The sequence below is a fragment of the Pseudomonas sp. zbq_18 genome, from assembly GCF_043102245.1.
GTDB lineage: Bacteria > Pseudomonadota > Gammaproteobacteria > Pseudomonadales > Pseudomonadaceae > Aquipseudomonas.
In genome coordinates, this window is record NZ_JBICIT010000001.1 from 207,785 (window position 1) to 234,625 (window position 26,841).

Annotated in this window: 27 protein-coding genes; 20 read left to right on the forward strand and 7 right to left on the reverse strand. The window is 64.2% G+C overall.

Annotated features, from left to right (window positions below):
• Positions 1 to 54: 54 nt before the first annotated feature.
• From ACF8C6_RS01040 to ACF8C6_RS01065, 6 genes are all read left to right on the forward strand, one after another.
• Positions 55 to 1,200: a serine hydrolase domain-containing protein gene (locus ACF8C6_RS01040; protein WP_392497867.1), complete on the forward strand. Its 1,146-nt coding sequence runs from the start codon at positions 55 to 57 to the stop codon at positions 1,198 to 1,200.
• 22 nt (positions 1,201 to 1,222) lie between these two features.
• The gene (locus ACF8C6_RS01045) at positions 1,223 to 1,879 is read left to right on the forward strand and encodes an OmpA family protein (protein ID WP_277689813.1); all 657 of its coding nucleotides are present in this window, start codon (positions 1,223 to 1,225) and stop codon (positions 1,877 to 1,879) included.
• 31 nt (positions 1,880 to 1,910) lie between these two features.
• Positions 1,911 to 2,558: a pyridoxamine 5'-phosphate oxidase gene (pdxH, locus tag ACF8C6_RS01050; protein ID WP_392497610.1), complete on the forward strand. Its 648-nt coding sequence runs from the start codon at positions 1,911 to 1,913 to the stop codon at positions 2,556 to 2,558.
• 27 nt (positions 2,559 to 2,585) lie between these two features.
• The gene (locus tag ACF8C6_RS01055; RefSeq protein WP_392497611.1) at positions 2,586 to 3,674 is read left to right on the forward strand and encodes a CdaR family transcriptional regulator; all 1,089 of its coding nucleotides are present in this window, start codon (positions 2,586 to 2,588) and stop codon (positions 3,672 to 3,674) included.
• Between the two features lie 140 nt (positions 3,675 to 3,814).
• Positions 3,815 to 5,173, forward strand: a complete 1,359-nt coding sequence (locus ACF8C6_RS01060; RefSeq protein ID WP_392497612.1) for a GntP family permease — start codon at positions 3,815 to 3,817, stop codon at positions 5,171 to 5,173.
• 21 nt (positions 5,174 to 5,194) lie between these two features.
• Positions 5,195 to 6,328 (forward strand): glycerate kinase, encoded by a 1,134-nt coding sequence (locus ACF8C6_RS01065; RefSeq protein ID WP_392497613.1) that lies wholly within the window; start codon positions 5,195 to 5,197, stop codon positions 6,326 to 6,328.
• Here the strand turns inward: ACF8C6_RS01065 and ACF8C6_RS01070 are convergent.
• Positions 6,325 to 6,567, reverse strand: coding sequence for a hypothetical protein (locus ACF8C6_RS01070; protein WP_392497614.1), 243 nt, complete (start codon positions 6,565 to 6,567; stop codon positions 6,325 to 6,327). The two genes, ACF8C6_RS01065 and ACF8C6_RS01070, sit on opposite strands and share 4 nt — an antisense overlap.
• 163 nt (positions 6,568 to 6,730) lie before the next feature.
• On the opposite strand from ACF8C6_RS01070, the gene ACF8C6_RS01075 reads away from it, so the two are divergent.
• The 9 genes from ACF8C6_RS01075 to ACF8C6_RS01115 all read left to right on the forward strand — a co-directional run bounded on the left by ACF8C6_RS01075 (position 6,731) and on the right by ACF8C6_RS01115 (position 15,215).
• The gene (locus ACF8C6_RS01075) at positions 6,731 to 7,195 is read left to right on the forward strand and encodes a glycine zipper 2TM domain-containing protein (protein WP_392497615.1); all 465 of its coding nucleotides are present in this window, start codon (positions 6,731 to 6,733) and stop codon (positions 7,193 to 7,195) included.
• Between the two features lie 214 nt (positions 7,196 to 7,409).
• A complete protein-coding gene (locus ACF8C6_RS01080) occupies positions 7,410 to 10,202 on the forward strand; it encodes a monovalent cation/H+ antiporter subunit A (RefSeq protein WP_392497616.1) in 2,793 nt (930 codons plus the stop codon).
• A gap of 1 nt (position 10,203) precedes the next feature.
• A complete protein-coding gene (locus tag ACF8C6_RS01085; protein ID WP_392497617.1) occupies positions 10,204 to 10,533 on the forward strand; it encodes a Na+/H+ antiporter subunit C in 330 nt (109 codons plus the stop codon).
• Complete coding sequence (locus tag ACF8C6_RS01090) at positions 10,530 to 12,026, forward strand: monovalent cation/H+ antiporter subunit D (RefSeq protein WP_392497618.1); 1,497 nt, start codon at positions 10,530 to 10,532, stop codon at positions 12,024 to 12,026. Before ACF8C6_RS01085 ends, ACF8C6_RS01090 begins: the two co-directional genes overlap by 4 nt.
• A complete protein-coding gene (locus ACF8C6_RS01095; protein ID WP_392497619.1) occupies positions 12,023 to 12,526 on the forward strand; it encodes a Na+/H+ antiporter subunit E in 504 nt (167 codons plus the stop codon). The genes ACF8C6_RS01090 and ACF8C6_RS01095 overlap by 4 nt, the downstream gene beginning before the upstream one ends.
• Entirely contained in the window at positions 12,511 to 12,780 is a 270-nt protein-coding gene (locus ACF8C6_RS01100; RefSeq protein ID WP_277689802.1) for a K+/H+ antiporter subunit F, read from the forward strand. Before ACF8C6_RS01095 ends, ACF8C6_RS01100 begins: the two co-directional genes overlap by 16 nt.
• A gap of 9 nt (positions 12,781 to 12,789) precedes the next feature.
• Positions 12,790 to 13,122, forward strand: a complete 333-nt coding sequence (locus ACF8C6_RS01105) for a Na+/H+ antiporter subunit G (protein WP_392497620.1) — start codon at positions 12,790 to 12,792, stop codon at positions 13,120 to 13,122.
• Positions 13,123 to 13,210: 88 nt separating this feature from the next.
• Positions 13,211 to 14,110 carry a DMT family transporter gene (locus ACF8C6_RS01110; protein WP_392497621.1) on the forward strand — a complete coding sequence of 300 codons (900 nt, stop codon included), beginning with the start codon at positions 13,211 to 13,213 and terminating at the stop codon, positions 14,108 to 14,110.
• A gap of 10 nt (positions 14,111 to 14,120) precedes the next feature.
• Positions 14,121 to 15,215 carry a PLP-dependent cysteine synthase family protein gene (locus ACF8C6_RS01115; protein ID WP_392497622.1) on the forward strand — a complete coding sequence of 365 codons (1,095 nt, stop codon included), beginning with the start codon at positions 14,121 to 14,123 and terminating at the stop codon, positions 15,213 to 15,215.
• Here ACF8C6_RS01115 and lapD read toward each other — a convergent pair.
• The 4 genes from lapD to ACF8C6_RS01135 form a co-directional block, all read right to left on the reverse strand.
• Entirely contained in the window at positions 15,212 to 17,158 is a 1,947-nt protein-coding gene (lapD, locus tag ACF8C6_RS01120) for a cyclic di-GMP receptor LapD (protein ID WP_392497623.1), read from the reverse strand. The genes ACF8C6_RS01115 and lapD overlap by 4 nt on opposite strands.
• Positions 17,159 to 17,167: 9 nt before the next feature.
• Positions 17,168 to 17,854, reverse strand: a complete 687-nt coding sequence (lapG, locus tag ACF8C6_RS01125) for a cysteine protease LapG (protein WP_392497624.1) — start codon at positions 17,852 to 17,854, stop codon at positions 17,168 to 17,170.
• Between the two features lie 76 nt (positions 17,855 to 17,930).
• Positions 17,931 to 18,332: a YbaN family protein gene (locus ACF8C6_RS01130; RefSeq protein ID WP_277689795.1), complete on the reverse strand. Its 402-nt coding sequence runs from the start codon at positions 18,330 to 18,332 to the stop codon at positions 17,931 to 17,933.
• Between the two features lie 9 nt (positions 18,333 to 18,341).
• Positions 18,342 to 18,929 (reverse strand): UPF0149 family protein, encoded by a 588-nt coding sequence (locus ACF8C6_RS01135; protein ID WP_392497625.1) that lies wholly within the window; start codon positions 18,927 to 18,929, stop codon positions 18,342 to 18,344.
• 145 nt (positions 18,930 to 19,074) lie between these two features.
• Between ACF8C6_RS01135 and recQ the strand changes: the two genes are divergently transcribed.
• The 5 genes from recQ to ACF8C6_RS01160 all read left to right on the forward strand — a co-directional run bounded on the left by recQ (position 19,075) and on the right by ACF8C6_RS01160 (position 25,510).
• On the forward strand, positions 19,075 to 21,207 hold the full coding sequence (gene recQ, locus ACF8C6_RS01140; RefSeq protein ID WP_392497626.1) for a DNA helicase RecQ: 2,133 nt from the start codon (positions 19,075 to 19,077) through the stop codon (positions 21,205 to 21,207).
• 93 nt (positions 21,208 to 21,300) lie between these two features.
• Positions 21,301 to 22,305 carry a DUF2804 domain-containing protein gene (locus ACF8C6_RS01145; RefSeq protein WP_392497627.1) on the forward strand — a complete coding sequence of 335 codons (1,005 nt, stop codon included), beginning with the start codon at positions 21,301 to 21,303 and terminating at the stop codon, positions 22,303 to 22,305.
• Positions 22,306 to 22,428: 123 nt separating this feature from the next.
• Positions 22,429 to 22,863 carry a MarR family transcriptional regulator gene (locus ACF8C6_RS01150; RefSeq protein WP_277689791.1) on the forward strand — a complete coding sequence of 145 codons (435 nt, stop codon included), beginning with the start codon at positions 22,429 to 22,431 and terminating at the stop codon, positions 22,861 to 22,863.
• A 249-nt stretch (positions 22,864 to 23,112) separates the two neighbouring features.
• Positions 23,113 to 25,140 (forward strand): FimV/HubP family polar landmark protein, encoded by a 2,028-nt coding sequence (locus ACF8C6_RS01155; RefSeq protein ID WP_392497628.1) that lies wholly within the window; start codon positions 23,113 to 23,115, stop codon positions 25,138 to 25,140.
• Positions 25,141 to 25,234: 94 nt separating this feature from the next.
• Positions 25,235 to 25,510 carry a SelT/SelW/SelH family protein gene (locus tag ACF8C6_RS01160; protein ID WP_277689789.1) on the forward strand — a complete coding sequence of 92 codons (276 nt, stop codon included), beginning with the start codon at positions 25,235 to 25,237 and terminating at the stop codon, positions 25,508 to 25,510.
• Positions 25,511 to 25,540: 30 nt separating this feature from the next.
• Here ACF8C6_RS01160 and ACF8C6_RS01165 read toward each other — a convergent pair whose 3' ends face one another.
• Both ACF8C6_RS01165 and ACF8C6_RS01170 read right to left on the reverse strand, forming a co-directional pair.
• Positions 25,541 to 26,413 carry a DMT family transporter gene (locus ACF8C6_RS01165; RefSeq protein WP_392497629.1) on the reverse strand — a complete coding sequence of 291 codons (873 nt, stop codon included), beginning with the start codon at positions 26,411 to 26,413 and terminating at the stop codon, positions 25,541 to 25,543.
• A 35-nt stretch (positions 26,414 to 26,448) separates the two neighbouring features.
• Positions 26,449 to 26,784 carry a tRNA-binding protein gene (locus tag ACF8C6_RS01170; protein ID WP_392497630.1) on the reverse strand — a complete coding sequence of 112 codons (336 nt, stop codon included), beginning with the start codon at positions 26,782 to 26,784 and terminating at the stop codon, positions 26,449 to 26,451.
• Between the last annotated feature and the right edge of the window lie 57 nt (positions 26,785 to 26,841).

A 26,841-nucleotide genomic window follows, 5' to 3' on the forward strand; every position in this document is an offset into this window, starting at 1 on the left:
CATGTGCCGCCTGGGCTGGAACAATGCGCGGCAATCAGACCGAGGAGTATGGGGTTGCTGATCCAGGGCTATTACGACCTGCGTTTCGAGGCGCTCAAAGAAGCGTTCGCCGAATTGTTCGCTGATCCACAGGAGCGCGGAGCCGCACTCTGCGTGCAGATCGGTGGCGAAACTGTCGTCGATATCTGGGCAGGCACCGCCGATAAGGATAGCGCCGAGGCCTGGCACAGCGACACCATTCTCAACCTGTTCTCCTGTACCAAGACCTTCGCCGCCGTTGCCGCCTTGCAGTTGGTGGAACAGGGCAAGCTGGAGCTGGATGCGCCTGTGGCGCGTTGGTGGCCTGAATTCGCTGCTGCGGGCAAGGCGCGCATTACCTTGCGCCAACTGCTCAGTCATAAAGCCGGCTTGCCGGCTCTGCGCCAGATGCTGCCGGCCGAAGCGCTCTATGACTGGCAGCAGATGACCACTGCCCTGGCCGCCGAGCAGCCCTGGTGGACGCCCGGCGAGGCCCATGGCTATTGCCCCATTACCTATGGTTGGCTGATCGGCGAGTTGCTGCGCCGCGTCGACGGCCGTGGCCCGGGTGAGTCGATTGTTGCGCGCATCGCCAAGCCGCTGGGGCTGGATTTCCATGTCGGCCTGGCCGAAGAAGAATTTCCTCGCGTCGCCCATATCGCCCGCAAGAAAGGTGAGCTGGGCGATGCCGCCGCACAGCGTTTGTTCAAATGCATGATGAGCGAACCGAATGCGCTGAGCACGCGCGCTTTTGCCAATCCACCGTCTATTCTGACCAGCACCAACAAGCCGGAATGGCGGCGCACGCAGCAACCGGCGGCGAATGGCCATGGCAATGCCCGTGCCTTGGCGGGCTTCTACGCCGCACTGCTCGATGGCCGTTTGCTGGAGGCAGAAATGCTGAACGAGATGACCCGCGAGCATGCCTGCGGTGACGATCTCACCCTGCTGACGCCAACCCGTTTTGGCCTGGGCTGCATGCTCGATCAGTCAAGCGTAGCGAATGCCACCTACGGCCTGGGCAGCAAGGCTTTCGGCCACCCGGGCGCTGGTGGTTCGGTAGGCTTTGCCGACCCCGAGCGCGAAGTCGCTTTTGGCTTCGTCACCAACAGCCTCGGCCCCTACGTTTTGATGGACCCGCGCACGCAAAAACTGGCGCGTGTGCTGGATCAATGTTTATGACCCGCCACTTGGAAGACCAATAATGAGAACTCAAGCCCTCGTTCTGCTCAGCTGCATCAGCCTGGCCGCCTGTTCCGGCTCCTTTCTATCCCAGGCCGATGACTCCAAGCCCGTGGCCAAGGTTGTACCCAAGGTCGACCATCAGCTGACTAATGCCTGGCTCGACGAGTACGAGCCGCGCTTGAAGGAAGCCTTGAAGAACACCCGCATGGAGCTTGAGCGTCGTGAAAACGTACTGGTGGTGACTGCGCCGGTGGAGAGCTCGTTCAATCCGGATCGCCCCACCATGCTGATGCCGGCCGTGCTGGGCCCATTTACTCGTGTGGCCAAGATTCTCGAAAAAGACCCGAAAACCGCCGTGCTGATCCTTGGGCATGCTGATAGCAGCGGCCAGGTCGAAGCCAATCGCAAGCTCAGCGAGGATCGCGCCAAGGCGGTAGCTTCCATCTTCCGCCTCAGCGGCCTGCAGCGTGATCGCCTGCTGCTCAAGGGCGTAGGTTCCGACATGCCGCGCGCAGCCAATGACAGTGCCCCGGGTCGTGCGCTCAACCGCCGGGTGGAGATCGTCCTGACCCCGCAACCGACCCTGGTCGCACTGCTGGCCCAGTACAGCCAACCTGCGTCGGTGCCGCTGTCGCAAGCTGTTGCAGATCAAGGAAAACCGGCCAAGGCGCAGTAAGCTAGAGGGATTCTGAACCCGGAGTCCTTGTATGTCTCAGTCCATTGCCGATATGCGTCGCGACTATGTGCGCGACGGCCTTAGCGAAGCCCAGGCCCCGGGCGAGCCTTTCGCCCTGTTCCGCCAGTGGTTTGCTGATGCGGTGCAAACCGAGCAGCTGCCGGTGGAGCCCAATGCCATGACTCTGGCGACCGTGGATGGCGAGGGCCGTCCACATTGCCGGGTGCTACTGCTCAAGGGCCTGGATGAGCGTGGCTTTACCTTCTTCAGCAACTACGAAAGCGCCAAAGGTGAACAGCTGGCGGTATGTCCCTATGCGGCGATGACCTTCTTCTGGCCGAGCCTGGAGCGTCAGGTGCGTATCGAGGGGAAGGTGGAGAAGGTCTCCTTCGAGGACTCCGACGCCTATTTCCAGGTACGCCCGCTGGGCAGCCGCCTGGGCGCCTGGGCTTCACCGCAGAGCCGGGTAATCCGTGATCGCGCCGAACTGGAAGGCTACCTGGCCGAGACCGAGCGGCGCTTCCTCGATACCGCGCCACATTGCCCGCCGCACTGGGGTGGCTATCGCCTGTTGCCCGAACGCATCGAGTTCTGGCAGGGGCGCGCCAGCCGGCTGCATGATCGTCTCAACTACCGCCTGGTGGATGGCGACTGGCTGCGCGAGCGCCTCGCCCCCTAAACTCTGGCCTCCTGATGGAGGCCTCTGATGCTCGAACTCGATTCCACCCTGGCGCAGCACATCGTTGACCGCGCCATGGCCATCCTGCCGCACAACATCAATGTCATGGATGCCCAGGGCATGATCATCGGCAGTGGCGACCCGCAACGTCTGCACACGCGTCACGAGGGGGCGCAGCTGGTGCTGGCCAACCGGCGGGTGGTGGAGATCGACGACCAGGCCGCCGCCTGCCTGCGCGGTGTGCGCCCCGGGGTTAACCTGCCGTTGCTGCATGCCGACCAGTTGATCGGCGTGCTCGGCATCACCGGCGCGCCGGAGACGGTGCGGCCTTATGCCGAGCTGGTGCGCATGGCGGCCGAGATGCTGGTTGAGCAGCGTCAGTTACAAGCCGAGCGACACTGGCAGCGTCACCAGCTGGAGGCCTGGCTGCGCCAGCTGTTCGATCCAGGGGTGAGCCTGTCCCAGTTGAGCGCAGAGGCCGAGCGCATCGGCGTGCCACTCAGCTGGCCACGGCAGCTGGTACTGCTGGAACTGGCCGAGGCGGGTGAGCCGACGCGGCTACTGGGCGCCCTGAGCGGCAAGGGCGAGCAGTGCGGGCCTGTGGCGGCGCAGGAGTTGCTCTGGTGCCGGCCCTTGCAGACCGGGCGTGATGAGCAGGCCTGGCTGGAGCAAGCCGACAGCCGTGGCTGGGGTGTGCGGCGTCTGCTGCTCAGCGATACGCTGGAGAACCTGGCCGAGCTGCGTGAGGCCGCGCTGGCCCTGCGCGAGCTGCAAGCGTATGCCTGCGCCCACAAGCCGGAGGCGCGCCTGCTGCGGCTGGAACAGCACCGCTTGCAGGCACTGCTGCATGGCCAGCGCCACAGTTGGTCGCTGCAGCGCTGGTTGGCGCCGTTGCGCCGGGTACTGGCCCAGGATGCCCAGGGCCAGTTGCGCCAGACCCTGCAGGCCTGGTGCCAACACGACGGTCATCCACAGGCCTGTGCCGAGGCGCTCGGTATTCACCGCAATACACTACGCTATCGACTCGAACGGATTGCCGAGTTGAGTGGGCTGGATCTGGCCCGGCGTGATCAGCGGCTGTTGTTTACGCTGGGGCTGGAGCTGTTGGAGGAGTAACCCCGCTTGTGCGTTTGCACAGTTTTGGGGCTTTTCCGGTAGGGGTATTGGTGCGGCTGCATGGGGTTTCGTCGGTAGAGGCTGGGTGACAATGGCGTGCCTCGTGGCACCCATACCCATAACAACAAGAGGAATCGGCCATGACTCTGGTCCTGATCCTGGTGGCGCTGATCGCGTTCATCGTCCTGTCCACTACCCGTCTCAAGCTGCATCCCTTCCTGGCGTTGCTGGCTGCCGCCTTCGTCGCCGGCTTCGCCTACCAGTTGCCCAGCGGCGAAATCGTCAAGACCATCACGGCCGGCTTTGGCGGCATCCTCGGCTATATCGGTATCGTCATCGTGCTCGGCACCATCATCGGGGTGATCCTTGAGCGCAGCGGCGCGGCGATCACCATGGCCGAGACGGTGATCAGGCTGCTCGGCGAGCGTTTCCCGACCCTGACCATGTCGATCATCGGCTACCTGGTGTCGATCCCGGTGTTCTGCGATTCCGGCTACGTCATCCTCAATTCGCTGAAGAACGCTTTGGCCGCACGAATGAAGGTCTCCGTGGTGGCCATGAGCGTGGCCCTGGCCACGGGGCTCTACGCCACCCACACCTTCGTGCCGCCGACCCCAGGCCCGATCGCGGCTGCCGGTAACCTGGGGCTGGAGTCCAGCCTGGGTCTTGTGATCGGCGTCGGTTTGTTGGTGGCCATGGTCACGGCCCTGGCCGGCATGCTCTGGGCCAACCGTTTCATCGGCAAGGACATCGCGCTGGAAGACGATGGCCAGCCATTGCCGGCCGCTGAAGACTTCGCCGTGCTCAAGGCGCGCTATGGTGAACTGCCGAGCGCCTTCCAGGCCTTCGCACCGATCTTCGTGCCGATCCTGCTGATCTGCCTGGGCTCGATTGCCGCGTTCCCCAGCAAGCCGCTGGGCGAGGGCGCGCTGCTGAGCGTGCTGAGCTTCCTCGGTCAGCCGGTGGTGGCGCTGCTGGTCGGCTTGGCGCTGGCCTGCACCCTGCTCAAGAGCGAAGACAAGCGCAAGGAACTGCATGACCGTGTGGCCGAGGGCCTGATGGCTTCGGCGCCGATCCTGCTGATTACCGGTGCCGGCGGTGCCTTTGGTGCCGTGCTCAAGGCCACGCCGCTGGGTGATTACCTGGGCAGCACCCTGTCGTCGCTGGGTATCGGTCTGTTCATGCCGTTCGTGGTCGCCGCCGCGCTGAAGAGCGCCCAGGGCTCGTCCACCGTGGCGCTGGTCACCACCTCCGCACTGGTGGCGCCGCTGCTCGGGCAGCTGGGCCTGGATAGCGAGATGGGTCGCGTGCTCACCGTGATGGCCATCGGTGCCGGCGCCATGACCGTGTCCCACGCCAACGACAGCTTCTTCTGGGTAGTGACCCAGTTCAGCCGCATGCCGGTGGCGGTGGCCTACCGCGCACAAACCATGGCCACGCTGGTGCAGGGTATTGCCGGTATCGTCACGGTCTGGCTGCTCAGCCTGGTGTTGTTGTAATTCTCTGCAAGGTCGCTGTTGATGAAGATTGTCGTTGCCCCCGATTCCTTCAAGGAAAGCCTCAGTGCGCCGGAGGTGGCCGAGGCCATCGCCCGTGGCTGGTTGCGGGTGTTTCCCGAGGCCGAAGTGCTGCTGCGGCCGATGGCCGATGGTGGCGAAGGCACGGTGGATGCCGTGCTGGCGGCCTGTGGGGGGGAGCGCCGCGAGCTACGCGTCAGTGGCCCGTTGGGCGAGCCGGTTCAGGCGCACTGGGGCTGGCTGGGCGATGCTACGGCGGTGCTGGAAATGGCCGCGGCCAGCGGTCTGCACTGGGTTCCGGCGCAGCAGCGCGATGCCACGCGGGCCAGCAGCTATGGCACCGGCGAGCTGATTCGCGCGGCGCTGGAGGCTGGCGCACGGCGCATCATTCTCGGTCTCGGCGGCAGTGCGACCAACGACGGTGGGGCCGGTTTGCTGCGGGCGCTGGGCGTGCGTTTTCTCGACGCCCGGGATGAGGAGCTGGAGCCGGGCGGCCTGGCGCTGGCGCGTCTGGCGCGCATCGATGTGAGTGGTCTGGACGCGCGCTTGCTCGGCGTGCAGGTGGAGGTCGCCGCGGATGTCGACAACCCGCTGTGCGGGCCGCGCGGTGCGTCTCATGTCTTTGGTCCGCAGAAGGGCGCCAGTGCCGCGCAGGTGCTGGCGCTGGATGCGGCGCTCGGTCACTTCGCTCAGGTAGTCGCCGCCACGCTGGGCAAGGATCACAGCGGTTTTCCCGGTGTCGGTGCTGCCGGCGGCCTGGGCTTTGCCGCGCGGGCGTTCCTGCACGCCAGGTTCCGTCCCGGCATCGAACTGGTGGCCGAGCTCTCCGAACTGGCTGCTGCGGTGCAAGGCGCGGATCTGCTGATCACCGGGGAGGGGCGGCTGGATTCACAGAGCCTGCATGGCAAGACTCCAGTGGGCGTGGCGCGGGTCGCCAGTGCCGCCGGGGTGCCGGTCATCGCGCTGGCAGGTAGCCTGGGAGAGGGCTATCAGGCGGCGTATGAGGCGGGTATCGATGCGGCCTTCAGCCTCAGCGCCGGGCCGCAAAGCCTGGAGCAGGCCATGGCCGGGGCGGCGGCGGCGCTGGAGGCGCGCGCCTGTGATCTGGCGCGGGTGTGGCGTATGGCCCGCGCCTAGTGGCCTTGCTGTAGATAGTCCTTGGCCGCCTGGTGCAGCCAGTCTTCCAGCTGGCGCCGTGGTATACCCTGGCGCTTGGCCTGTTCCAGGCACTCCAGCAGGTGGGCCTGCATGGCCGGGTCGCCAGCAGCGATTGACAGCGCCAGGTCGCGGTCCATCCAGCGGCGAATGAGCCGATACAGCCACCCGTGAAAGATCAGGCCGGCGAGGGTGGCGACGGCGACGATGAAATAGTCCATGCAGGGATTTCTCCAAGAGTCCCGCCATCCTGCGCCAGCTCGAAGCGCCAGGAAACCTGACCCGATGTCGCACCCGGCTTCTACACTGTGAGTGACTGCCATGGAGCGGGTGACAGGCAGCAGTTGCCGCTGTCTAATAACTGCCTTACTTGGAGAGAACCTAATGCGCAAATCCAATCTACTGACTGTTTCCGTGGTTGCCCTGGGTCTGACCCTGGGTGGTTGTGCTTCCAATCTGAGCGGCGATAGCTACAGTCGCGACGAGGCGCGCAAGGTGCAAACCGTGCGTCTGGGCACTGTCGAGATGCTGCGCCCGGTGAAGATCGAGGGCACCAAGACGCCCATCGGTGCGGGTGCCGGTGCGGTGGTCGGTGGCATTGGCGGTAGCACCATTGGCGGTGGTCGTGGTTCCGCCGTGGCAGCGGTGATCGGTGCTGTCGCCGGTGGTTTGCTGGGCGCCGCCACCGAGGAGGGGCTGACCCGCACTCAGGGTGTGGAGATCACCGTGCGCGAGGATGACGGTACGCTGCGCGCTTACGTGCAGGAAGTGCAGGAGAACGAGATCTTCCGCGTGGGTGACCGGGTACGCATCATGACGGTGGATGGCACCAGTCGCGTCGCTCACTGATCTGACCAGCCCGGCATTTGCCGGGCTTTTCCTTTGTGCGTCTATCGGGCGTGCTGGTTAGATAAGTTCTGGTAATAATTCAGCCATGACTTGCTTCTCCCAGTCATGGATAATCGCCCGCTAGTCCTGCGCTGACAACGACTTAGCGGCGCAATGGAAAGTCTGATTCGCCCCAGCTGTGCAGCGGCATGGGGCTTGAGGAAAGGGGAGATTCATGGAGCTGCTGCTCATTGTCGGCTTGCCGTTTTTCGGCGCTCTCCTGCCCATCCTGTTTGATCGTTTCGGCCGCGTGCAGACTACGCTGGCCGCCGCCGTCGCACCCCTGCTGGGCCTGGCCTGGCTGCTCTGGCTGGCCCCGCGGGTATTCGCTGGCGAGCGCCTGCTGGTGTCGTACAACTGGTTGCCCGAGCTGGGACTGAATCTCTCGCTGCGCCTGGACGGCCTGGGCTTTCTGTTCGCCCTGCTGATCCTCGGTATCGGCCTGCTGGTCATCCTTTATGCCCGCTACTACCTGTCCGAGCGCGAGCCGGTCGGGCGTTTCTTCTCCTACCTGCTGCTGTTCATGGGCGCCATGCTCGGCGTGGTGCTGTCGGAAAACCTGCTGTTGATGATGGTGTTCTGGGAGCTGACCAGCCTGTCGTCCTTCCTGCTGATCGGCTTCTGGGGTAATCGAGGCGATGCCCGCAAAGGCGCGCGCATGGCGCTGGCGGTAACCGGTGGCGGTGGCCTGGCGTTACTGGCCGGGGTGCTGCTGCTGGGGCAGATGGCCGGCAGCTTCCAGCTCAGCGAAGTGCTGGCGGCCGGCGATCAGGTGCGTGCCCATGCGCTGTATCCGCTGATGCTGGTGCTGGTGCTGCTGGGTGTGTTCACCAAGTCGGCGCAGTTCCCGTTCCACTTCTGGCTGCCACATGCCATGGCGGCGCCGACGCCGGTGTCGGCCTATCTGCACTCGGCGACCATGGTCAAGGCCGGGGTCTTTTTGCTGGCGCGCCTGTACCCGGTACTGAGCGGCTCCGACCTGTGGTTCTACCTGGTCAGCCTGACCGGCCTGGCGACCTTGCTGGTGGGCGCCGGCATGGCCCTGTTTCAGCACGATCTCAAGGGTCTGCTGGCCTACTCGACCATCAGCCACCTGGGATTGATCACTCTGCTGTTCGGCCTCGACTCGCGCATGGCGACGGTGGCGGCGGTGTTCCACATTATCAACCACGCGACCTTCAAGGCTTCGCTGTTCATGGCTGCGGGGATCATCGATCACGAGACCGGCAGTCGCGACATGCGTCGCATCAATGGCATGTGGAAGTACCTGCCGCACACGGCGGTGCTGGCGATGGTGGCGTCTTCGGCGATGGCCGGCGTGCCGTTGCTCAACGGCTTCCTGAGCAAGGAAATGTTCTTTGGCGAGACCCTGCAGCAGGATCTGCTGGGCAGCTTCAACTGGGTGATTCCGGCTGCTGCGACCCTGGCCGGAGTGTTCTCGGTGGCCTATTCGCTGCGTTTCATCCATGACGTGTTCTTCAACGGCGAGCCGGTCAACCTGCCCAAGTTCCCGCCCCACGAGCCGCCACGCTATATGAAGGTGCCGGTGGAGGTGCTGGTCTTCCTCTGCCTGCTGGTGGGCATGCTGCCGGGCTATACCGTGGCGCCGCTGCTGTCGGTGGCGGCCCAGGCCAGCCTCAATGGTCCGCTGCCGGAGTACAACCTGGCCATCTGGCATGGCTTCAACCTGCCGTTGGCCATGAGTTTTGCTGCCACGCTGGGCGGCATTCTGGTGTACCTGTTCCGCCAGCCGCTGTTCCGCTGGTATGCCGGCCTGCCCGAGGTGGACGCCAAGGATGTGTTCGAGCGTGGCGTACGCGCCGTGGTGGCACTCAGCCGGCGGATTACCGCGCTGCTGGAGAACGGTTCGCTGCAGCGTTATCTGGCGCTGATGCTGCTCGCTGCGCTGGCGGTGGTGGTCAGCAGTCTGACCGGCCTGCCACGCTTTACCGGTTCATTGGGCTTGTCACCTCTGGACGGGCCGGGGCTGATGGGCGCTACGGTGCTGTGCGTGGCGGCGCTGCTGACGGTGATCTTCCATCGCCAGCGTCTGGTGGCGCTGCTTATGCTCAGTGTGGTCGGTCTGCTGGTCTCCTTGGTGTTTGCCCGTTATTCGGCGCCGGATCTGGCCCTGACCCAGCTATCGGTGGAGGTGGTGACCATCATCCTGCTGATGCTGGCGCTGTACTTCATGCCGTCGCACACGCCAGCCGAGAGCAGCAGTCTGCGTGGCTTGCGTGACTTCATCGTGGCGGTGGGCTGCGGTGGGGTGGTGGCGTTGCTGGCGTATGCCGTGCTGACGCGCCCGCTACAGAGCATCTCCGGTTTCTTCCTGGACAACAGTGTGTCGGGCGGCGGCGGTACCAACGTGGTCAACGTGATCCTGGTGGACTTCCGTGGCTTCGATACCCTGGGCGAGGTCACTGTGCTGGCCATCGCCGCCGTGGGCATCTTCGCTCTGCTCGAAGGCCTGCGCCTGTATCAGCCGCAGGCCGACAGCGCCGGGCACCACTGGGCCCGCGACCGTCATCCGCTGTTCCTGTCCACCCTGTCGCGGGTGCTGCTGCCGCTGGCGCTGCTGGTGTCGGTGTTCATCTTCCTGCGCGGTCATAACCTGCCGGGCGGCGGTTTCATTGCCGGCCTGATCACCGCCGTGGCGCTGATCCTGCAGTATGTCGCCAATGGCGTGAGCTGGACGCAGAGCCGCCTGCCGCTGGACTACCAGCGCGTGGCCGGTGCCGGTGTATTGCTTGCCGGCTTGACCGGGCTGGGTAGCTGGTTGTTCGGTTATCCCTACCTGACCACTTCGTTCGGCCACTTCCACCTGCCGCTGGTGGGAGAGTTCGAGCTGGCCACCGCCATGTTGTTCGATCTCGGCGTCTACCTCGCCGTGGTCGGCGCCACCCTGACGATTCTCGCCAGCCTGGGCAAGCTGACCCGTGGCAATAGCACCGAGGAGTTGCTCTGAGATGGAAGCCCTGTTCGCTCTGGTACTCGGTGTGCTGACCGCCAGCGGCGTGTATTTGCTGCTGCGTGCCCGCACCTTTCCCGTGGTCATGGGCCTGACCCTGTTGTCCTACGCGGTCAACCTGTTCTTATTTTCCATGGGCCGCCTGCACAGTGGCGTACCTGCGGTTATTCGTGAGGGCGCGAGCTATACCGACCCATTGCCCCAGGCCTTGGTGCTGACTGCCATCGTCATCGGGTTCGCCATGACCGCCTTTGTTGTGGTGCTGGCTCTGCGTAGCCTGGGTGAGCACGATACCGACCATGTGGATGGTGGAGAACCGCGCCGATGAATCATGCGCTGATCCTGCCGGTCCTTATTCCGCTGTTCGCCGGCGGCCTGTTACTGCTGGGCGGGCGTGTTCGCATGGCGGCGCAGCGCTCTCTGTCGCTGCTGGCCACTCTGGCGTTGTTGCCGGTCAGCCTGTGGCTGGTGCACCTGGCCGGGCTGGGTGAGCTGCAGCAGTACACCCTCGGCAACTGGGCCGCACCGTTCGGTATCGTGCTGTTGCTGGATCGCCTCAGTGCCCTGATGCTGCTGCTGACCGCGGTGCTGGCACTGTTCGCCCTGCTGTATGCGATGCGTGGCGATGACGAACGTGGCAGCAGTTTCCATGCGCTGTTCCAGTTTCAGTTGCTGGGGATCAATGGCGCCTTCCTTACCGGCGATCTGTTCAACCTGTTCGTGTTCTTCGAGATCCTGCTGATTGCTTCCTATGCGCTGCTACTGCATGGCGGTGGTCGCGAGCGGGTGAGGGCAGGGTTGCACTACGTGGTGCTCAACCTGCTGGGTTCGGCGCTGTTTCTGATCGCCGTGGGTACCCTGTACGGTATTACCGGCACGCTGAACATCGCCGATCTGGCAGTGAAAGTGGCTGCTGCCTCTGCGGACCAGGCACCAATCCTGGGGGCTGCCGGTCTGCTGCTGTTGCTGGTGTTCGGCCTCAAGGCGGCCTTCCTGCCGCTGTATTTCTGGTTGCCGAGCGCCTATGCCTCGGCCAGTGCTCCGGTGGCGGCGCTGTTCGCCATCATGACCAAGGTGGGTCTGTATTCGATTCTGCGGGTTTACACCCTGGTGTTTGGCAGCGAGGCCGGCAGCCTGGCCAATCTGGCCCAGGAGTGGCTCTGGCCACTGGCCCTGCTGACCCTGGCCGCGGGCGTGCTCGGTGCCCTGTCCGCCAGCAGCCTGCAGCGTTTGATCGCCTATCTGCTGGTTGTCTCGGTGGGAACCCTGCTGGCTGGCATGGCCATCGGCACCCCTGCCTCGCTGCAGGCGGCGCTGTATTACTGGCTACACACCACCTGGGTGTCGGCGGCCATGTTCCTGCTGGTCGACCTGGTTTCGCGCCAGCGTGGCGACAAAACGGGCGATCTGGTCCAGGGCCCGGCACTCCAGCACCCACGCCTGCTTGGCGGGCTGTTTTTCCTTGGTGCCATCGCCATTGCCGGTTTGCCGCCGCTGTCGGGCTTTATCGGCAAGCTGTTGCTGTTGCGTGCCGCCAGCGACTGGCAGTACGCCCTGTGGCTGTGGCCGCTGCTGCTGGTCGGCGGTCTGGGCATGCTGGTGGCTTTGAGTCGCGCGGGAAGCACCATTTTCTGGCGTGTCGGCCAGGATCAGCTGGATAGTTCTGAACTCGATCGTGGCCGTCTGCTGGCCTGTGTGGGCCTATTCCTGCTCAGCCCATTGCTGACCCTGCTGGCTGCTCCCGTGCTGGAGTACCTGAGTGCCGCGGCGTTGCAATTGCTGGATGTGAATACCTATCTGCTGCTCGGAGGTGGCCAATGAGAACCTGGCGCTGGCTACCGCATCCACTGCTGAGCCTGTTCCTGCTGCTGCTCTGGTTGCTGCTGGTCAACGACTTCAGCTTCGGCCATATGTTGCTGGGCGCTTTTCTGGGCTGGGTGATCCCGCTGGTGTCACAGCTGTTCTGGATCAACCCGCCGCAGATTGCCAAGCCCTGGCAGTTGTGTCGTTTCCTGCTGCTGGTGCTGTTCGACATTATCGTCGCCAACCTGCAGGTGGCGCGCCTGGTGCTCAACCCGTTCACCCGGCCACGCCCGGCCTTCGTCGAGGTCCCCCTGGAACTGACCGACGAACTGGCGCTGACCATGCTGGCCAGCATCATCTGCCTGACGCCGGGCACAGTGTCCGCCAACCTCAGTGCCGATCGCCGCACCCTGCTACTGCATTGCCTGGATATCGACGATGAGGCCGCGCTGGTGGCGCAGATCAAACAGCGCTACGAGCGCCCGCTGCTGGAGGTGTTCGCATGCTCGCCTACGTGATCCCCCTGTGCGTCGCCCTGGTTGGACTGGCGCTGCTGTTGACCCTGGTACGGCTGATCCGCGGGCCGAGCATGCCGGATCGCATCCTGGCTCTGGATACGCTGTACATCAATGCGATTGCCCTGATCGTGCTGCTGGGTATCTGGGAGGGCTCCGACCTGTACTTCGAGGCGGCTCTGCTGATTGCGGTGATGGGTTTTATTGGCACGGTGGCGGTGACCAAGTACCTGCTGCGCGGCGACATCATCGAGTAGGAGCGACGCATGAATATCTGGATTGAAGCCTTGGTCGCGTTTTTCCTGCTGGCTGGCAGCTTGTTTACCCTGGTCGGCGCAGTTGGTCTGGTGCGTTTTCCCGATTTTTTCACCCGCCTGCACAGCCCCACCAAGGCCACTACGCTGGGCGTGGGGGGGCTGGTGGTCGCTTCCATGTTGTTCTTCGGCGCGGGGGAGGAGGGCATCAGCCTGCACGAACTGCTGATCACCCTGTTCCTCTTCATCACCGCGCCGGTCAGCGCGCACATGCTGGCCAAGGCCGCCTTGCAGCAAAAGCTGCCGATTGACTCGGCCACCCGCGGCAAACCCTGGGAAGAGTGACCAGGCGGGAGCACAGTTTTCCTGGCTGGCTGTGCCTGTCCGGGTTCCACCACGGCTTCTAGACTGTCGGTTTTCTGGAGAGGCAGTCATGCCGGGGCGGACATTTGCAACGCTTTGCCTGGTGCTGGCCATGGCGCTGTGGGGCAGTTCCTTCATTGCCCTCAAGCTGGCCTTTGCCGAGCTGCCGCCGATGTGGGTGGTATTCGGACGCATGGCCATCGGCAGTCTGGTGTTCCTGCTGGCCTGGCGCTGGCGAGGGCGTGTCGAGTACCGCCCTGGCGACTGGCGCTACCTGCTGTTACTCGCGGCTTGCGAGCCCTGCCTGTACTTCATCTTCGAAGCCCTCGCGCTGCAGCACACCAGCGCATCTCAGGCGGGGATGATCACCGCCTTGCTACCCATGTTGGTGGCAGTGGGCGCCTTCTTCTTTCTGCGTGAGCGCATCGCTGCGACTACCTGGGCAGGCTTTCTCCTGGCGCTGATCGGGGCGCTGTGGCTGAGCCTGATCGGTGAAGCCGATGCCAGCGCGCCGGCTCCGCTGCTGGGCAACTTCTACGAATTTCTTGCCGTGCTCTGCGCCACGGCCTATTCCCTGTTGCTCAAGCGTCTATGCGAGCGCTACTCGCCCTTTGTGCTGACCGCCATGCAAGCTTTTATCGGCACGCTGTTCTTTTTGCCATTGGCGCTGGCGGGGCAGTCGTTACCCGCTGAACTGAGTTTCCAGGGCATTGCTGCAGTGGCCTATCTGGGACTGCTGGTTACGGTGGGAGCCTATGGCCTGTACAACTTCGGTGTCAGCCGCCTGCCGGTCAGCCAGGCCTCCGGCTTCACCAATCTGCTGCCGGTGTTCACCTTGCTGTTTGCTGCGTTGTTGCTCGGCGAAAGCCTGAGCTCGTGGCAGTACGCCGCAGCCGCCCTGGTCTTCGCAGGGGTTGCACTCAGCCAGTGGCGCGGCAGCACCCCGGTGCCGGCCGGTATTCTCGATTGAGGACACATCCATGACCTATCTACGCCAGTGGGCCCGCGAGGCGATACGCATCATCGAGGCGGACTTTCAGCGCAGCGCCGATACCCACCTGATCCCCCTGGCGTTGCCGGGGCTGCCGGGCGTCGAGCTGTATTTCAAGGACGAGTCCAGCCACCCCACCGGCAGCCTCAAGCACCGCCTGGCGCGTTCGTTGTTTCTGTATGCCCTGTGCAATGGCTGGCTCAAGCCCGGGGCGCCGGTGATCGAGGCTTCCAGCGGCTCCACGGCGATTTCCGAGGCTTATTTCGCGCGGCTGCTGGGACTGCCGTTCATTGCCGTGGTGCCGGCTTCCACCGCCAAAGAAAAGCTGGCGCAGATCGCCTTCTACGGCGGTCGAGCCCATCTGGTGGACGACCCCACGCAGATTCATGCCGAATCCGTGCGGCTGGCTCGGGAGACCGGCGGCCACTTCATGGATCAGTTCACCTACGCCGAGCGCGCTACCGACTGGCGGGCGAACAACAACATCGCCGAGTCGATCTTCCAGCAGATGCGTCATGAGTCGCACCCGGTGCCACACTGGCTGGTCTCCAGCCCCGGCACCGGTGGCACCCTGGCGACCCTGGGGCGCTATGTGCGCTATCGCCAGCACAGCACCCGCGTGCTCTGCGCCGATGCCGAGCGCTCGGTGTTTTTCGACAGCTATGTCAGTGGTGATCGCAATCTGACTCTGGATTGCGGTTCGCGCATCGAGGGCATCGGCCGGCCACGGGTCGAGCCTTCGTTCATGCCGGATGTGCTGGACGCCATGTGCAAGGTGCCCGATGCCCTGTCCCTGGCCGCCATGCACTACCTGGCGCAACGCCTGGGGCGGCGAGTCGGTGCCTCCAGCGGTACCAATCTGGTTGGTGCTTTGTTGGTGGCGCAGCGCATGGTCGAGGCGGGAGAGCGTGGCTCGGTGGTGGCCATTCTCTGCGATGGCGGCGAGCGCTACGCCACCACCTATTACGACGACGTCTGGCTGAGTGGCCAGGGGTATGGCTTGGCTCCGCTGATCGATCAGGTGCGCGCCTGCGCCGAAGAGGGCGCGGCGCTACCCGAGCTGGATAAGTTGTTCCGCAGTTAACCCTGCCAGGGCGCGGGTGCACCAATCAGACGGCCCATGGCGCCATCGATACCCAGCTCCTTGATTACCGCCAGCTCGCCTTCGGTTTCGACCATCTCGGCGATCAATGGCAGATCGATGCTGTTGGTGGCGCGGAAGATTGCTTCGATGAATACCCGCTTGTCATCTTCCTGGTCGATGGCGCGGATGTAGCTGCCATCGATCTTCAGGTAGGCCAGGCCCAAGTGAGTGAGGTTGCCGATCAGGCTGAAGCGCCCACCGAAGTGCTGCAGGCCCAGACTGAAGCCGGTTTCGCGCACCTGCTGGCTGAGTTTTTCCAGCTCGGCAGCCGGAGGCAGGTGGCGTTCGTCCAGTTCCAGAGTCATCAACTCACCTTGCTCCGGGTGTGCCCTGAGCATCTCCAGCAGCTTGTTCAAGTGGTCGGGCTCGCGCAGGGTTGCAGCGGACAGGCTCAGTGCCAGGGGCTGCGGATGGCTGCTCAGGTGGGCCAGACTGTGTTCGAGCATGGCCAGGTCGAAGCGCGCGGTCCAACCCAGGCGTTCGATCCAGGGCAGGAAGCGGCCGGCGGCGATGGCTTCACCCTGGGGGTCGAGCAGGCGCGCCAGTACCTTCTGATGAATGACCTGGCCGCGCTCGGTGCAGTTGACCACCGGCTGAAAGTACAGCTGCAGCTTGGCTTGATTGAGCGCTTCATCGATCCACTTGCGCCAGTCATGCTGCCCCTGCCCGGCCAGGGCATTGAAATCGTCCACCCGCTCCCAGGGCTTGCCGGGGTGAGCCTGGGCCTGGGCCAGCGCCTGGTCGGCGCGGGCGATCACCGTGCTGGCCTCTTCACCAGGCTTGAAGGCGGCGATGCCCAGGTGGGTGACCGGCGTGCAGTCGCTGGCGCCGGTCTGGCGCAGGCTTTCCAGGCTTTCGGTCAGGCTCATGGCCAGGCGGTCGGCATCCTCGCCGGCCAGGCCGGGTGCCAGCAGGGTGAACTCGCCGCCGCGGCTGCGTGAGGCCAGCCAGTCCGGGCTGCCGCGTTCTGCGAGCAGGCGCTTGAGGATTTCGCCGATGGCGCCGATCAGCTCGTCGGTCTTCTGTCCGCCCAGGCGCTGGTTGAGACCGCCGAGGTCATTGACCCGCAGGAACATCACGTAGCCCTCGGCGTTCTGCTCGTTGGCGTCCAGCTGACTGGCCAACTGGATATCGAACAGACGGCGGTTGGCCAGGCCGGTGAGGGTGTCCTGGTAGGCCTCCTCGCGCAGTTTCTCGCTGCGCGCAGCCTCCTCGGCGAACAGCTGCTTGAGTTTTTCGACCATCTGGTTCATCGCCAGTACCACGCGCTTCAGCTCGGGTGTACGCGGCACGCGGGGTAGGGTGAGGAACTCGCGGCGGGTGATGGCCTGGGCCTGTTGCACCATGTTGTCCAGCGGACGCAGCTGGGTGCGTAGCAGCCAGCCGCCAAGGATGGCGCTGACCACCCCGCAGAGCAGTAGCCAGAGCAGGCTGCCGACGGCGCTGTCCCATAGCTTGGCCAGGGCGAACTGGGGATGGCTGAGCACTTCGACCCGTGCCGCCTGCTCCCAGCCGCGCATGATAAGGGCATCGCCCCCTTGCGGTTCGAGGTGCACCAAGTCGACGAACCAGGACGGAACTTTGTCGGAGGTCGTGGTGGTGCGGCGCTCCACAATCACCTCGTCGCCGGGAATACGCACTACGCGGATGGTAGCGAAATAGCCGCTGTCGAAGATCGAGCTGACCATCAGCTCGATCATTGCCGGGTCGTCCACATGCGGGGTCATCGACAGGCCGAGGGCGGTGGCGGCGTCCTGCGCGTGGGAGCGCAACTGACCGAGCAATTGTTCCCGGGAGCTCTCCACGCCGGAAATGAAGCTACCGGTGAAGGCCACCACGAGGAACAGGCAGATGGCGAGAAATAGCTGTTTCAACAGGGACATGGTCTTCTCCTAACCCTCGCCGATATCGAAGCCTTCGGCGCGCATCTTTTTCAGCAGGTCCTGCCAGCGCGAGAGTTTCTTAGTGTCGCTCTTCTTGCCGGTCTGGCCGGGCAGGTAGAGCCCCTCGGCATTGAAGGCGTAGACCGGCAGCAGATCCTTGCGCTGGGAGGCGGGGCGGATTTCGCCGATCAGGTTGTCCAGCACCAGTGGCTCGGCACTGGGGCTGGCGTAGTAGGTCAGCACCATGTGCGCCTGGTTGTACTGCAAGGCTTTGACGTAGGTGATGCGCAGTTTTTCCGAGGGCACGCCGAGGCGACGCAGGGTGAAGTATTTGGCGATGGAATAGTCTTCGCAGTCGCCGGCGCCCTTGACCAGCGCCTCGATAGGCGTTGCCCAATAGTCGTTCTGACGCCAGTTGCGGATATCGTCGGAGAAGCGGAACTGGCGATTGAAGAAGCGATTGACGCTGGTCAGCTTGTCTTTTTCGGAGAGGCTTTGGCTGGCGCGGATCAGCTCGTCCCAGGCCTGGATACGGGTTTTTGCATTGCCCAGGTTGCCGTAGCGCTTCTCCGCATTGCCGATGATCAGCTCGAAGTTCCAGTTGGCCCAGGAAGCAGCGGCAATCAGTAGGGTGCCCAGCATGAGCCAGATCGCCGGCAGGCGCTGGGCTCGTCCCTGAGTGCTGGGTTGCTTCATGAAGGACCTCTCCATGGGAAGTCAGGAGAGTGTAGGCAAGGAGCTATGACTTTGCCGGTTTCGCCCGGTCAGGCGATCAGCGGCTTGGCAGGGTCTTCTGGCGCAGAATGTAGCAGCTGACCAGTACCGCGCTGCCGAGCATGAAGGCTCGGGCCCAGAACAGCGGCACCAGGTAGCAGGACAGGCCAATGCTGAGCCACATCAGACCGATGGCGTAGACCTTGCCCTTGAGCGGAATGCCGTTGCCTTCCAGGTAGTCACGGATCCACGGGCCGAGATGCTTGTGGTTGACCAGCCAGAGATAGAAGCGCCGCGAGCTGCGCACGAAGCAGGCTGCGGCCAGCAGCAGGAAGGGCGTAGTCGGCAATACCGGCACGAAAATGCCGATCACCCCCAGCGCAACGCTCAGCCAGCCGAGCACCAGCAGCACGTAACGCACGCTGCGGTGGCGACTCTGCTGGATGTCGGCGTGCGCCATGGGCGCACCTTAGTGGTGACGGGGCTTGAGCAGTGCGGGTTTTTCTTCCGGAGCCTGGCACAGCAGGAACAGGGCGGTGAGCACGTCTGGAATCTGGTCGACCATGCTGTCCACCAGTTGCTGGTCGCGGGCGATTTCGGCGAATTCCGGCTGCTCGTCGAACAGGCCGGAGGCAACCATGATCGGCAGCAGCAGCTCACTGACTTCGTCCTCGGCGTCCTCGAACCACACGGCCTCGCGCAGGAACACGCCTTCCATGAAGCCGATGCACCAGCCGCGCAGCTCGGAGTCGTCCGGGTTTTCACCCAGGTCCAGCTCGCAGGGGATTTCCGGCTCGTCATCGCTGGCCAGCTGGCGAGCGATGTGCGACTTGAGCAGGTGCAGGGTGATTTCCACTTCTTCGCGCTCGATGTCGCTGCGGTAGTGCGGCGGCTCGGCGAACAGCGCGTCGATCCACTCGCGTTCCGGCACCTGCTCGGGGCAGATGCTCAGGGCGGTCAGGTAGCCGTGGGCGGCGATGTAGTCCAGCGCTTCCTCATGCAGGTCATCGGCATCGAGAAAGGCTTGCAGGCGGGACAGTTGCTCAGCGAAGGACATCGTGGGACTACCTTGAGTGGGAAAACACCGGGATTCTAGCCGCCCGTGCCCGCAAAAGCACGGCCGACGGGCGAGGACGCCCCGGCTGGTCGGCTCGCGTATACTGCGCGGCCGCTCCTGCAAACAACGGATGACCCCACCACCCATGTCCGCCGCCCTTCGCATTCTCAAAGATGTCTTCGGTTACGACGCCTTTCGTGGCAACCAGGCGGCGATCATCGAACGCGTGGCGGGTGGTGACGATGCCCTGGTGCTGATGCCCACCGGCGGTGGCAAATCGCTCTGCTACCAGGTGCCGGGATTGTTGCGCGAGGGCCTGGCGGTGATTGTGTCGCCGCTGATCGCGCTGATGGAGGATCAGGTTGCCACCCTGGATGAGCTGGGCGTGGCTGCCGTGGCACTCAATTCGACGCTGAGCAACGACGAGCAGCGCGAGATCGCCGAGCGCATCCGCCGTGACGAGATCAAGTTTCTCTACCTGGCCCCCGAGCGCCTGGTGCAGCCGCGCATGCTGGATTTCCTGCAGCGCTTGCCCAAGGTCGCCCTGTTCGCCATCGACGAGGCGCACTGCGTATCGCAGTGGGGACATGACTTCCGCCCGGAATACCTGCAGCTGGGCCAGCTCGCCGAACTGTTTCCCAGCGTGCCGCGCATCGCCCTGACCGCCACGGCGGACAAGCGCACCCGCGAGGAAATCGTTCAGCGCCTGCACCTGGAGAACGCCGAGCGCTTTCTCTCCAGTTTCGATCGGCCGAACATCTTCTACCGCATCCAGCCCAAGGACCAGCCGCGCAAGCAGCTGCTGGCCTTCCTTGCGGCGCGCAAGGGCGATGCCGGCATCGTCTACTGCCTGTCGCGCAAGAAGGTCGAGGAGGTCGCCGAGTTCCTTAGTGCCCAGGGTTATCCGGCGCTGCCCTACCACGCCGGACTGTCGAACGACCTGCGCGGCTACCACCAGAAGCGCTTTCTCAACGAGGAAGGGCTGATCATGGTGGCCACCATCGCCTTCGGCATGGGCATCGACAAGCCCAACGTGCGTTTCGTCTGCCACATGGATCTGCCCAAGTCGCTGGAGGCCTACTACCAGGAGACCGGCCGCGCCGGTCGTGACGGCCTGCCGGCGGACGCCTGGATGGCCTACGGCCTGCAGGACGTGGTGTTCCTCAAGCAGATGCTGGCCAACTCCGAGGGCGACGAGCGGCACAAGCGGGTCGAACAGCACAAGCTCGACGCCATGCTGGCCCTGTGTGAAGAGATCCGCTGCCGGCGCCAGGCGCTGCTCGCCTATTTCGACGAAGACCTGCCGCAGCCCTGTGGCCATTGCGACACTTGCGTCGATCAGGTGCAGACCTGGGACGCCACAGAACCTGCACGCCAGGCCCTGTCGGCCATCTACCGTAGCGGCCAGCGCTATGGTGTCGGCCATCTGGTCGACATTCTCTTGGGCCGTGACAACGACAAGATTCGCGCCGTGGGGCACCAGCATCTGCCGGTGTTCGGTATCGGCAAGGCGCTGAGCGAAGGTGAGTGGCGCACGCTGTTCCGCCAGCTGGTGGCGCGCGGCCTGGCCGATGTCGACCTGGAGGGCTATGGCGGCCTGCGTCTGTCCGATAGCTGCCGTCCGCTGCTGCGCGGCGAGGTGACCCTGGAGCTGCGCCGCGACCTCAAGCCGCAGCAGGCGGTCAAGGCTTCCGGCAGCAGCGCCAGCCAGTTGGTGCGCGGCGAGGAACGCGAGCAGTGGGAGGCGCTGCGCACCCTGCGCCGCAAACTGGCCGAGGAGCACTCGGTGCCGCCTTATGTAATCTTTCCCGATGCCACCTTGCTGGAAATGTTGCGCAGCCAGCCGCGCACGCTGGATGAGATGGCGCGGGTCAGTGGCGTGGGGGCGCGCAAGCTGGAGCGCTATGGCCAGGCCTTTCTTGAAGTGCTCAACGACGCAGGCGAGGGCGAGGCACCGAAAACGGTGCAGGACCTGCGCCACGAGTTGGTCAGCCTGGCCCGCGCTGGCATGACCCCGGCGCAGATCGCCAACCAGCTCAATTGCGGCGAGAAGAGCGTCTACAACCTGCTGGCCGAGGCCATTGGCCGCCAGCAGCTGAGCCTGGAGCAGGCGCTGGACCTGCCGGAAGAGCTGCTGGGCGAAATTCAGGACGCCTTCCTCGATGGGGAGGGTGAACTGCCATCGGTGGCGGCGATCGCCGAGCAGTTCGCCGGCCAGGTGCCGGAAGGGGTGCTGCATTGTGTGCGTGCAGCGCTGCAGGCCGAGTTCGAGGTGTAGTGGCCGCAAGGGTCGCTGTACCTGGCGCGTCCTGTCTCTTGGCCAGGCGTGGGTGACTGTTAGGATCACTGCACCTTCCCATCGGGTGCATTCATGGAACGACTGATCCAGACCAATGGCCAACCCTGCTATGGCATCTTTCCCGGCGCGCCGGAGCAGATCAACTGGCGTGATTTCGACTTCCGCTCACCCATGGGGCAGCGGCGAGGCACGCTGGCCAAGTGGCGACGCTACCACCAGTTTCAGTATTTTGGGCTGGTCAGCGAGGAGCTGATTGGCGGCTGTGCGTTGGCTGATATCAGCCTGCTCACGGCCGGCTTCGTCTATCTCTTCCAGCCTTCCACCGGGCGTATGATCGAGCGTCAGTTCCGCCGGCCGCTGGGCCTCGGAACGTCGTTCTCCACCCAGCCCAATGCAGGTATCTGCGAATTGCGCAGCGGCGCCAACCTGTTGCGTCTGGACAACCAGGGCACCAGGAAAAGCCTGCTGGTGGAACTGGACGATGGCACGCGTATTGAGGCGGGCTTTTCCGAAGAGCAGTTCCAGCCCATGTGCATCTGCACGCCGACTGCGGCCGATGGCTGGGTCTATGCGCAGAAGGTGGCAGGGGTTCGCTGCCAGGGACAGGTGCAGAGTGTGCTGGGTAACTTCGACTTGGCCGACATCGGCGCCTTCGCCCATCATGACTGGTCGGCCGGCTACATGCGTCCTGAGACGAACTGGAACTGGGCGTGCCTGTCGGGGCTGGTCGGGGCAACCCGCGTCGGCCTCAATCTATCCTGTGGGGTCAATGAAACCAGCTTCAGCGAGAACTGCTACTGGCTCGATGGCCAACTGCTGCCGGTGGGCGGTGTGCACTTCCAGTACGACCGCGACCAGCCGCTGGCGCCGTGGCGCATCGTTTCGGGTGACGGCCAGGTGGAGCTGACCTTTCGCGGCCACGGCCTGCATGGTGAACGACTGAACCTCGGCCTGCTGGCCAGTAACTTCAAGCAGGTATTCGGTTGTTTTCAGGGCACGTTGCGGCCACCGGGGCGGCCGCCGATCTCTATCGACAATCTATGGGGCTTTGTCGAGGATCAGTATGTCAAATGGTGACAACGGGGTTGGCGCTCAGCCCTGCCGGAGTTATGGTTAGGTGACTAATAATTAGATTTTTCTGCAGTCCACGCGCAGTCTGGGGAAGTGGACGGCAGCAAGAATCAGCTGAGAGCCCCACCCATGCACAAGTTTGCCCATCACAGTTTCGGTATGCAGTTGGCCCAGCTATCCCGCGCCTGGCGCGCGGAACTGGATCGTCGTCTCTCCGGTCTTGGCCTGTCCCAAGCGCGCTGGTTGGTGCTGCTGCACCTGGCCTTGCTCAAGGAGGCCCCCACTCAGCGCGAACTGGCGCAAACCGTAGGCGTGGAAGGGCCGACCCTGGCCCGCCTGCTGGATGGCCTGGAGGGGCAGGAGCTGGTGCAACGCATTGCCGTTCCTGAGGATCGCCGGGCCAAGAAGGTGGTGCTCACCGCCAAGGCGCGGCCGCTGATTGAGCAGATCGAGAGCATCGCCCAGCAACTGCGCGCCGAGTTGTTCGCCGGCATCAGTGAGGAAGAGCAGCGCATCTGTCAGGGCGTGCATGCTCGTATTCTGGCCAACCTGGAGCGCTCCTAAGCGTCTGCTGTTTCCTGGGTAGGCGCTCTTATTACCAAATAGAATGAGAGCTGGTTGGCATTTATAGGTTTGCATTAATATGCTGGCCTTATGCTTGCCAGTTTTGTACGCCTTGCAAGGCGCTCTGGCCGGCGCCTTCGTTGCCGGGTTGCCAGGGATTGCCCCCGACAGTTGTCACCTCACGCGCCAAGCCATCCAGGGAATACATGCTCATAGAGGCAGAGCGGGTGCGTACGAGGGGAGGGCCTCATGGCTCGTTTTCGTCTTTTACTGCTGGGGCTGGCCTCCGGGTCTGTCTTCTATTCGGGCGCCGCGTCTGCCCTGGGCCTGGGCGACATCAATCTGCACTCGGCCCTCAATCAGCCACTGGATGCCGACATCGAGCTGCTGCAGGTTGGTGACCTGGAGAATCAGGATATCAAGGTGCGCCTGGCTTCCGACGAGGAGTTCCGGCGTATCGGCGTAGACCGCTTCTACTTTCTCAACGACCTGCGCTTCACTCCGGTACTGCGAGGCGGGCGTGGATTGATTCGCGTGCAGTCAAGCAAGCCGGTACGTGAGCCCTACCTGAACTTTATCGTCGAAGTGGCCAGGCCGGGTGGCAACCTGCTGCGTGAGTACACGGTGCTGATCGACCCGCCGGGTTCGTCTTTCCATACTCCGCAGGCGGCACCGCTACCAGCACCGGTGGCGAACACATGGCAGCGCGGCCCTGATCGTCCGCTACCGCCGGCGGTAAATGGCGAGCGCTATCAGGTCCAGCGTGGTGACAGCCTGTGGACGATTGCGGGGCGCTTGCAGGGCAATGAGAGTGCCGGCTCTCGTGAGGCCTTGATGGGCGACATCCTGGCTCTCAACCCGCAAGCCTTCACCAATGGTGATCCTGGCCGTTTGCTGGCAGGTGCTCAGTTGCTCTTGCCGGACAGCGTCAGAGCTCCTGTTGCCGAACCAGTATCAGCTGCCGTGGCTGCTGATAGCCAGATGGCCCCGCAAGCGCCGGCTGTTGCCGCCGAGGAGCAGCCGCCAGCACAAGTCGAACAGGAGCGTCTGGTGGCCGAGCTGGCCCAGGTCAATGCGCAGAACTTGCAGCTGCAGAACACCCTGAGCCAGTTGCAGGAACAGCTCCAGCAACTGCAGACACAGATGGCCGAGAAGGATCTGCAGATGCAGCAGATCCGCAGCCAGTTGGAGCAGCAGGTGATGCTGGTGGCTCCGCCCGCCCCTGTTGTGACCGAGGCGGCCGCTCCGGTTGCCGAGTCGCGGACTATGGCCTGGGTGGGCTGGCTCGTCGCAGCCCTGGCGCTGCTGTTGCTGGCGGGCTTCGCCTTGCTGGCCTGGCGGCGCAGGGCACCGAGCGAACCTCTGCCGCAGCGTCAGCCGCCGGCCGAGCCGCGTATGGTGTCCCGGCCCGTGACACGAGAGGCCGAGCAACGCGCGCCTGTAGCCGTGCCCGTCACAGTGGCGCCGCCAGCACCTCAGCCCAAGGCCCAACCGGCCACCGATCCGCTGGAGGGCGCCAACATCTATATCGCGTATGGGCGTTTTGCCGATGCGGCCAATAGTCTGCGCAGGGCCATCGAGCAGCATCCTGAGCGCTTGGATCTGCGTCTGCGCATGCTGGAGGTTTGCGGTGAGTTGGGCGATGCCGGCGCTTTTTTCGAACAGGAGCGCCAGCTGCATGAGATGGGCGCCAGCCATGTGCAGATCGACCAGATCCGCGCACGTTATGGCCACCTGCAGCGAGCCCAGGAAACGGCGACACCGGTTGCCACCAGGGAGCCGGTCGAGCAGGCCACCATGCTGCAGGACGACTTCCAGCTCAATCTGGATGATCTGTCGCTGGATGCCGACTGGGAGCTGGCCAGCCCGTTCCAGCCCGAGCAGTCGGCCCGACTCAAGGCTGAGAAGGCTCGGCAAGATCTGCTCGACCCTGACTTCAGCTCCAACCTACAGGAGCTGCCCGAGGTGTCCGAGATGACTGCGGACGATGGGCTGCTGGCCACTTTTGCCGAGATGCCCCAGGAACAGGTACTCGATGCCGACTTCATCGATGCTTTTGACGTCGAGCAGGTGGAGCGGCGCGAGGGCGGGTCGATGTCCGCTGACCTCGATCATTTGGCCGGTAATCGTGACCATCTGGTGCGCCTCAATACGGCGTTGGCCTATATCGAACAGGGCGATATTGGCAGTGCCTGCGACATCCTCAACGAGTTGATCAGCCAGGGTGATGAGCAGGAGCGCGAACAGGCGCGCGAACTGCTGGCGAAGATCGCCTGAAGTCGATCTTCGGGCGAATACAGCGCCGCGGCTTGTCCGCGGCGTTGCTGTTTATGCGCGGTATGATGCGCGCCCCAATCGAGCGGAGGTTGCCATGAGCAAACCTGAAGTGGTCATCACCTATTGCACTCAGTGCCAGTGGCTGCTGCGTGCTGCCTGGCTGGCCCAGGAGCTGCTCAGTACCTTCGCCGAGGAGCTGGGCATGGTCAGCCTACAGCCGGGAACAGGGGGCGTGTTCCGCATCGTGTGTGATGGCGTACAACTCTGGGAGCGCAAGGCCGATGGTGGTTTTCCCGAGGCCAAGGAGCTCAAGCAGCGCCTGCGCGACCTGATTGATCCCGAGCGCGACCTGGGGCACATCGACCGATAACGCCTTTGGCGGGTGCGCGTGGCTGCCATATCAGCTGAGGTCGTCGACGCTGGGCGCGTGTTTGCTGAGACGGGCTGAGATCAATGTGGCCAGCAGGATCAGCGCGCCGCCGAAGAGCATGCGCAAACCGGGTTCCTCGTTGAACAGCCACCACGCAAAGAGAATGCCGTAGACCGGCTCCAGGGCGAAGACCACCGACGCACTGCGTGCATTCAGCATGCGCAGGCTGGCGACGAACAGGCTGTGAGCCAGCGCGGTGCAGAGCAGGCCGAGCAGGGCGATCCACAGCCAGTCCAGCGCACGCACCTCTGGCAGGACCGACCACACCAATGGCAAGGTGCAGACGAGGATGCCGAGGTTCTGCCACAGCGCTGCCTGGGCTGGCTCGACGCCTTTGGTGGTGGCGCGGTTGCTCACCGAGACCAGGGCGAACAGCAGGCCCGAGAGGATTGCCCAGACCAATCCCAAAGTGGCCTCGCTGCCAAAGTCGAAGTGCGGCGTGACCAGCACGAGGCCAAGACATACCAGGCCCACCACCAGCCATTCCAGCGGACGGATGCGCTCGCGAAACAGGATGCCTTCGAGCAGCACGGTGAAGGCGGGAAAGCTGGCAAAACCGAGCGTGGCCACGGCCACTCCGGACACTTTCACGGCAATGAAGAAGGTCCACCAGTGCCCACCCAACAGCAGGCCTGCCGCCGCCAAGGCCAGCCGGTGACGCCAGGACAGGCGGCGGGTGGTTTCGGCGAGGTGGCTGAACAGGCCCAGGGCGCCCACGGCGAACAGGGCGCGACCGAACACGATGACCAGCGGCGCGGCCAGGGCCAGTTTGCCGAAGATGCCGGAAAGGCCGAAACAGAGGGCGCCCAGGTGCAGGGCAAAGAGGGCGGTACGGTGTTGCATCAGGATTCCCGGGGTAGGGTTGGGACAAGGGGGCTTCATGCCAGGCGCGCGCCGTTGGCCAGCGGTCGGTCGAAGCCGGCTAGCACCACCTTGCCTTGCGGGTCGTAGGCGCCGGTCACCAGCACGTCCGAGCGTACCCCGGCGATGCGTTTAGGGGCGAAGTTGCACACGCACAGTACCTGGCGGCCGACCAGTTCGTCGGCCCGGTAATGCTCGGTGATCTGCGCGCTTGAGGTCTTCACGCCCAGCTCGCCCAGATCCACTTCCAGCACATAGGCGGGTTTGCGTGCGGCACTGTTGGGGCGGGCACTGAGCAGGGTGCCGACCCGCAGCTCCACGCGCTCGAAGTCCTGCCATTCGATGGTCGGCATCTTGGCCTCGTTCCTGGATGGGTTGGCAGAGTCTAGGGCCTGGCGGATGCCGGATCT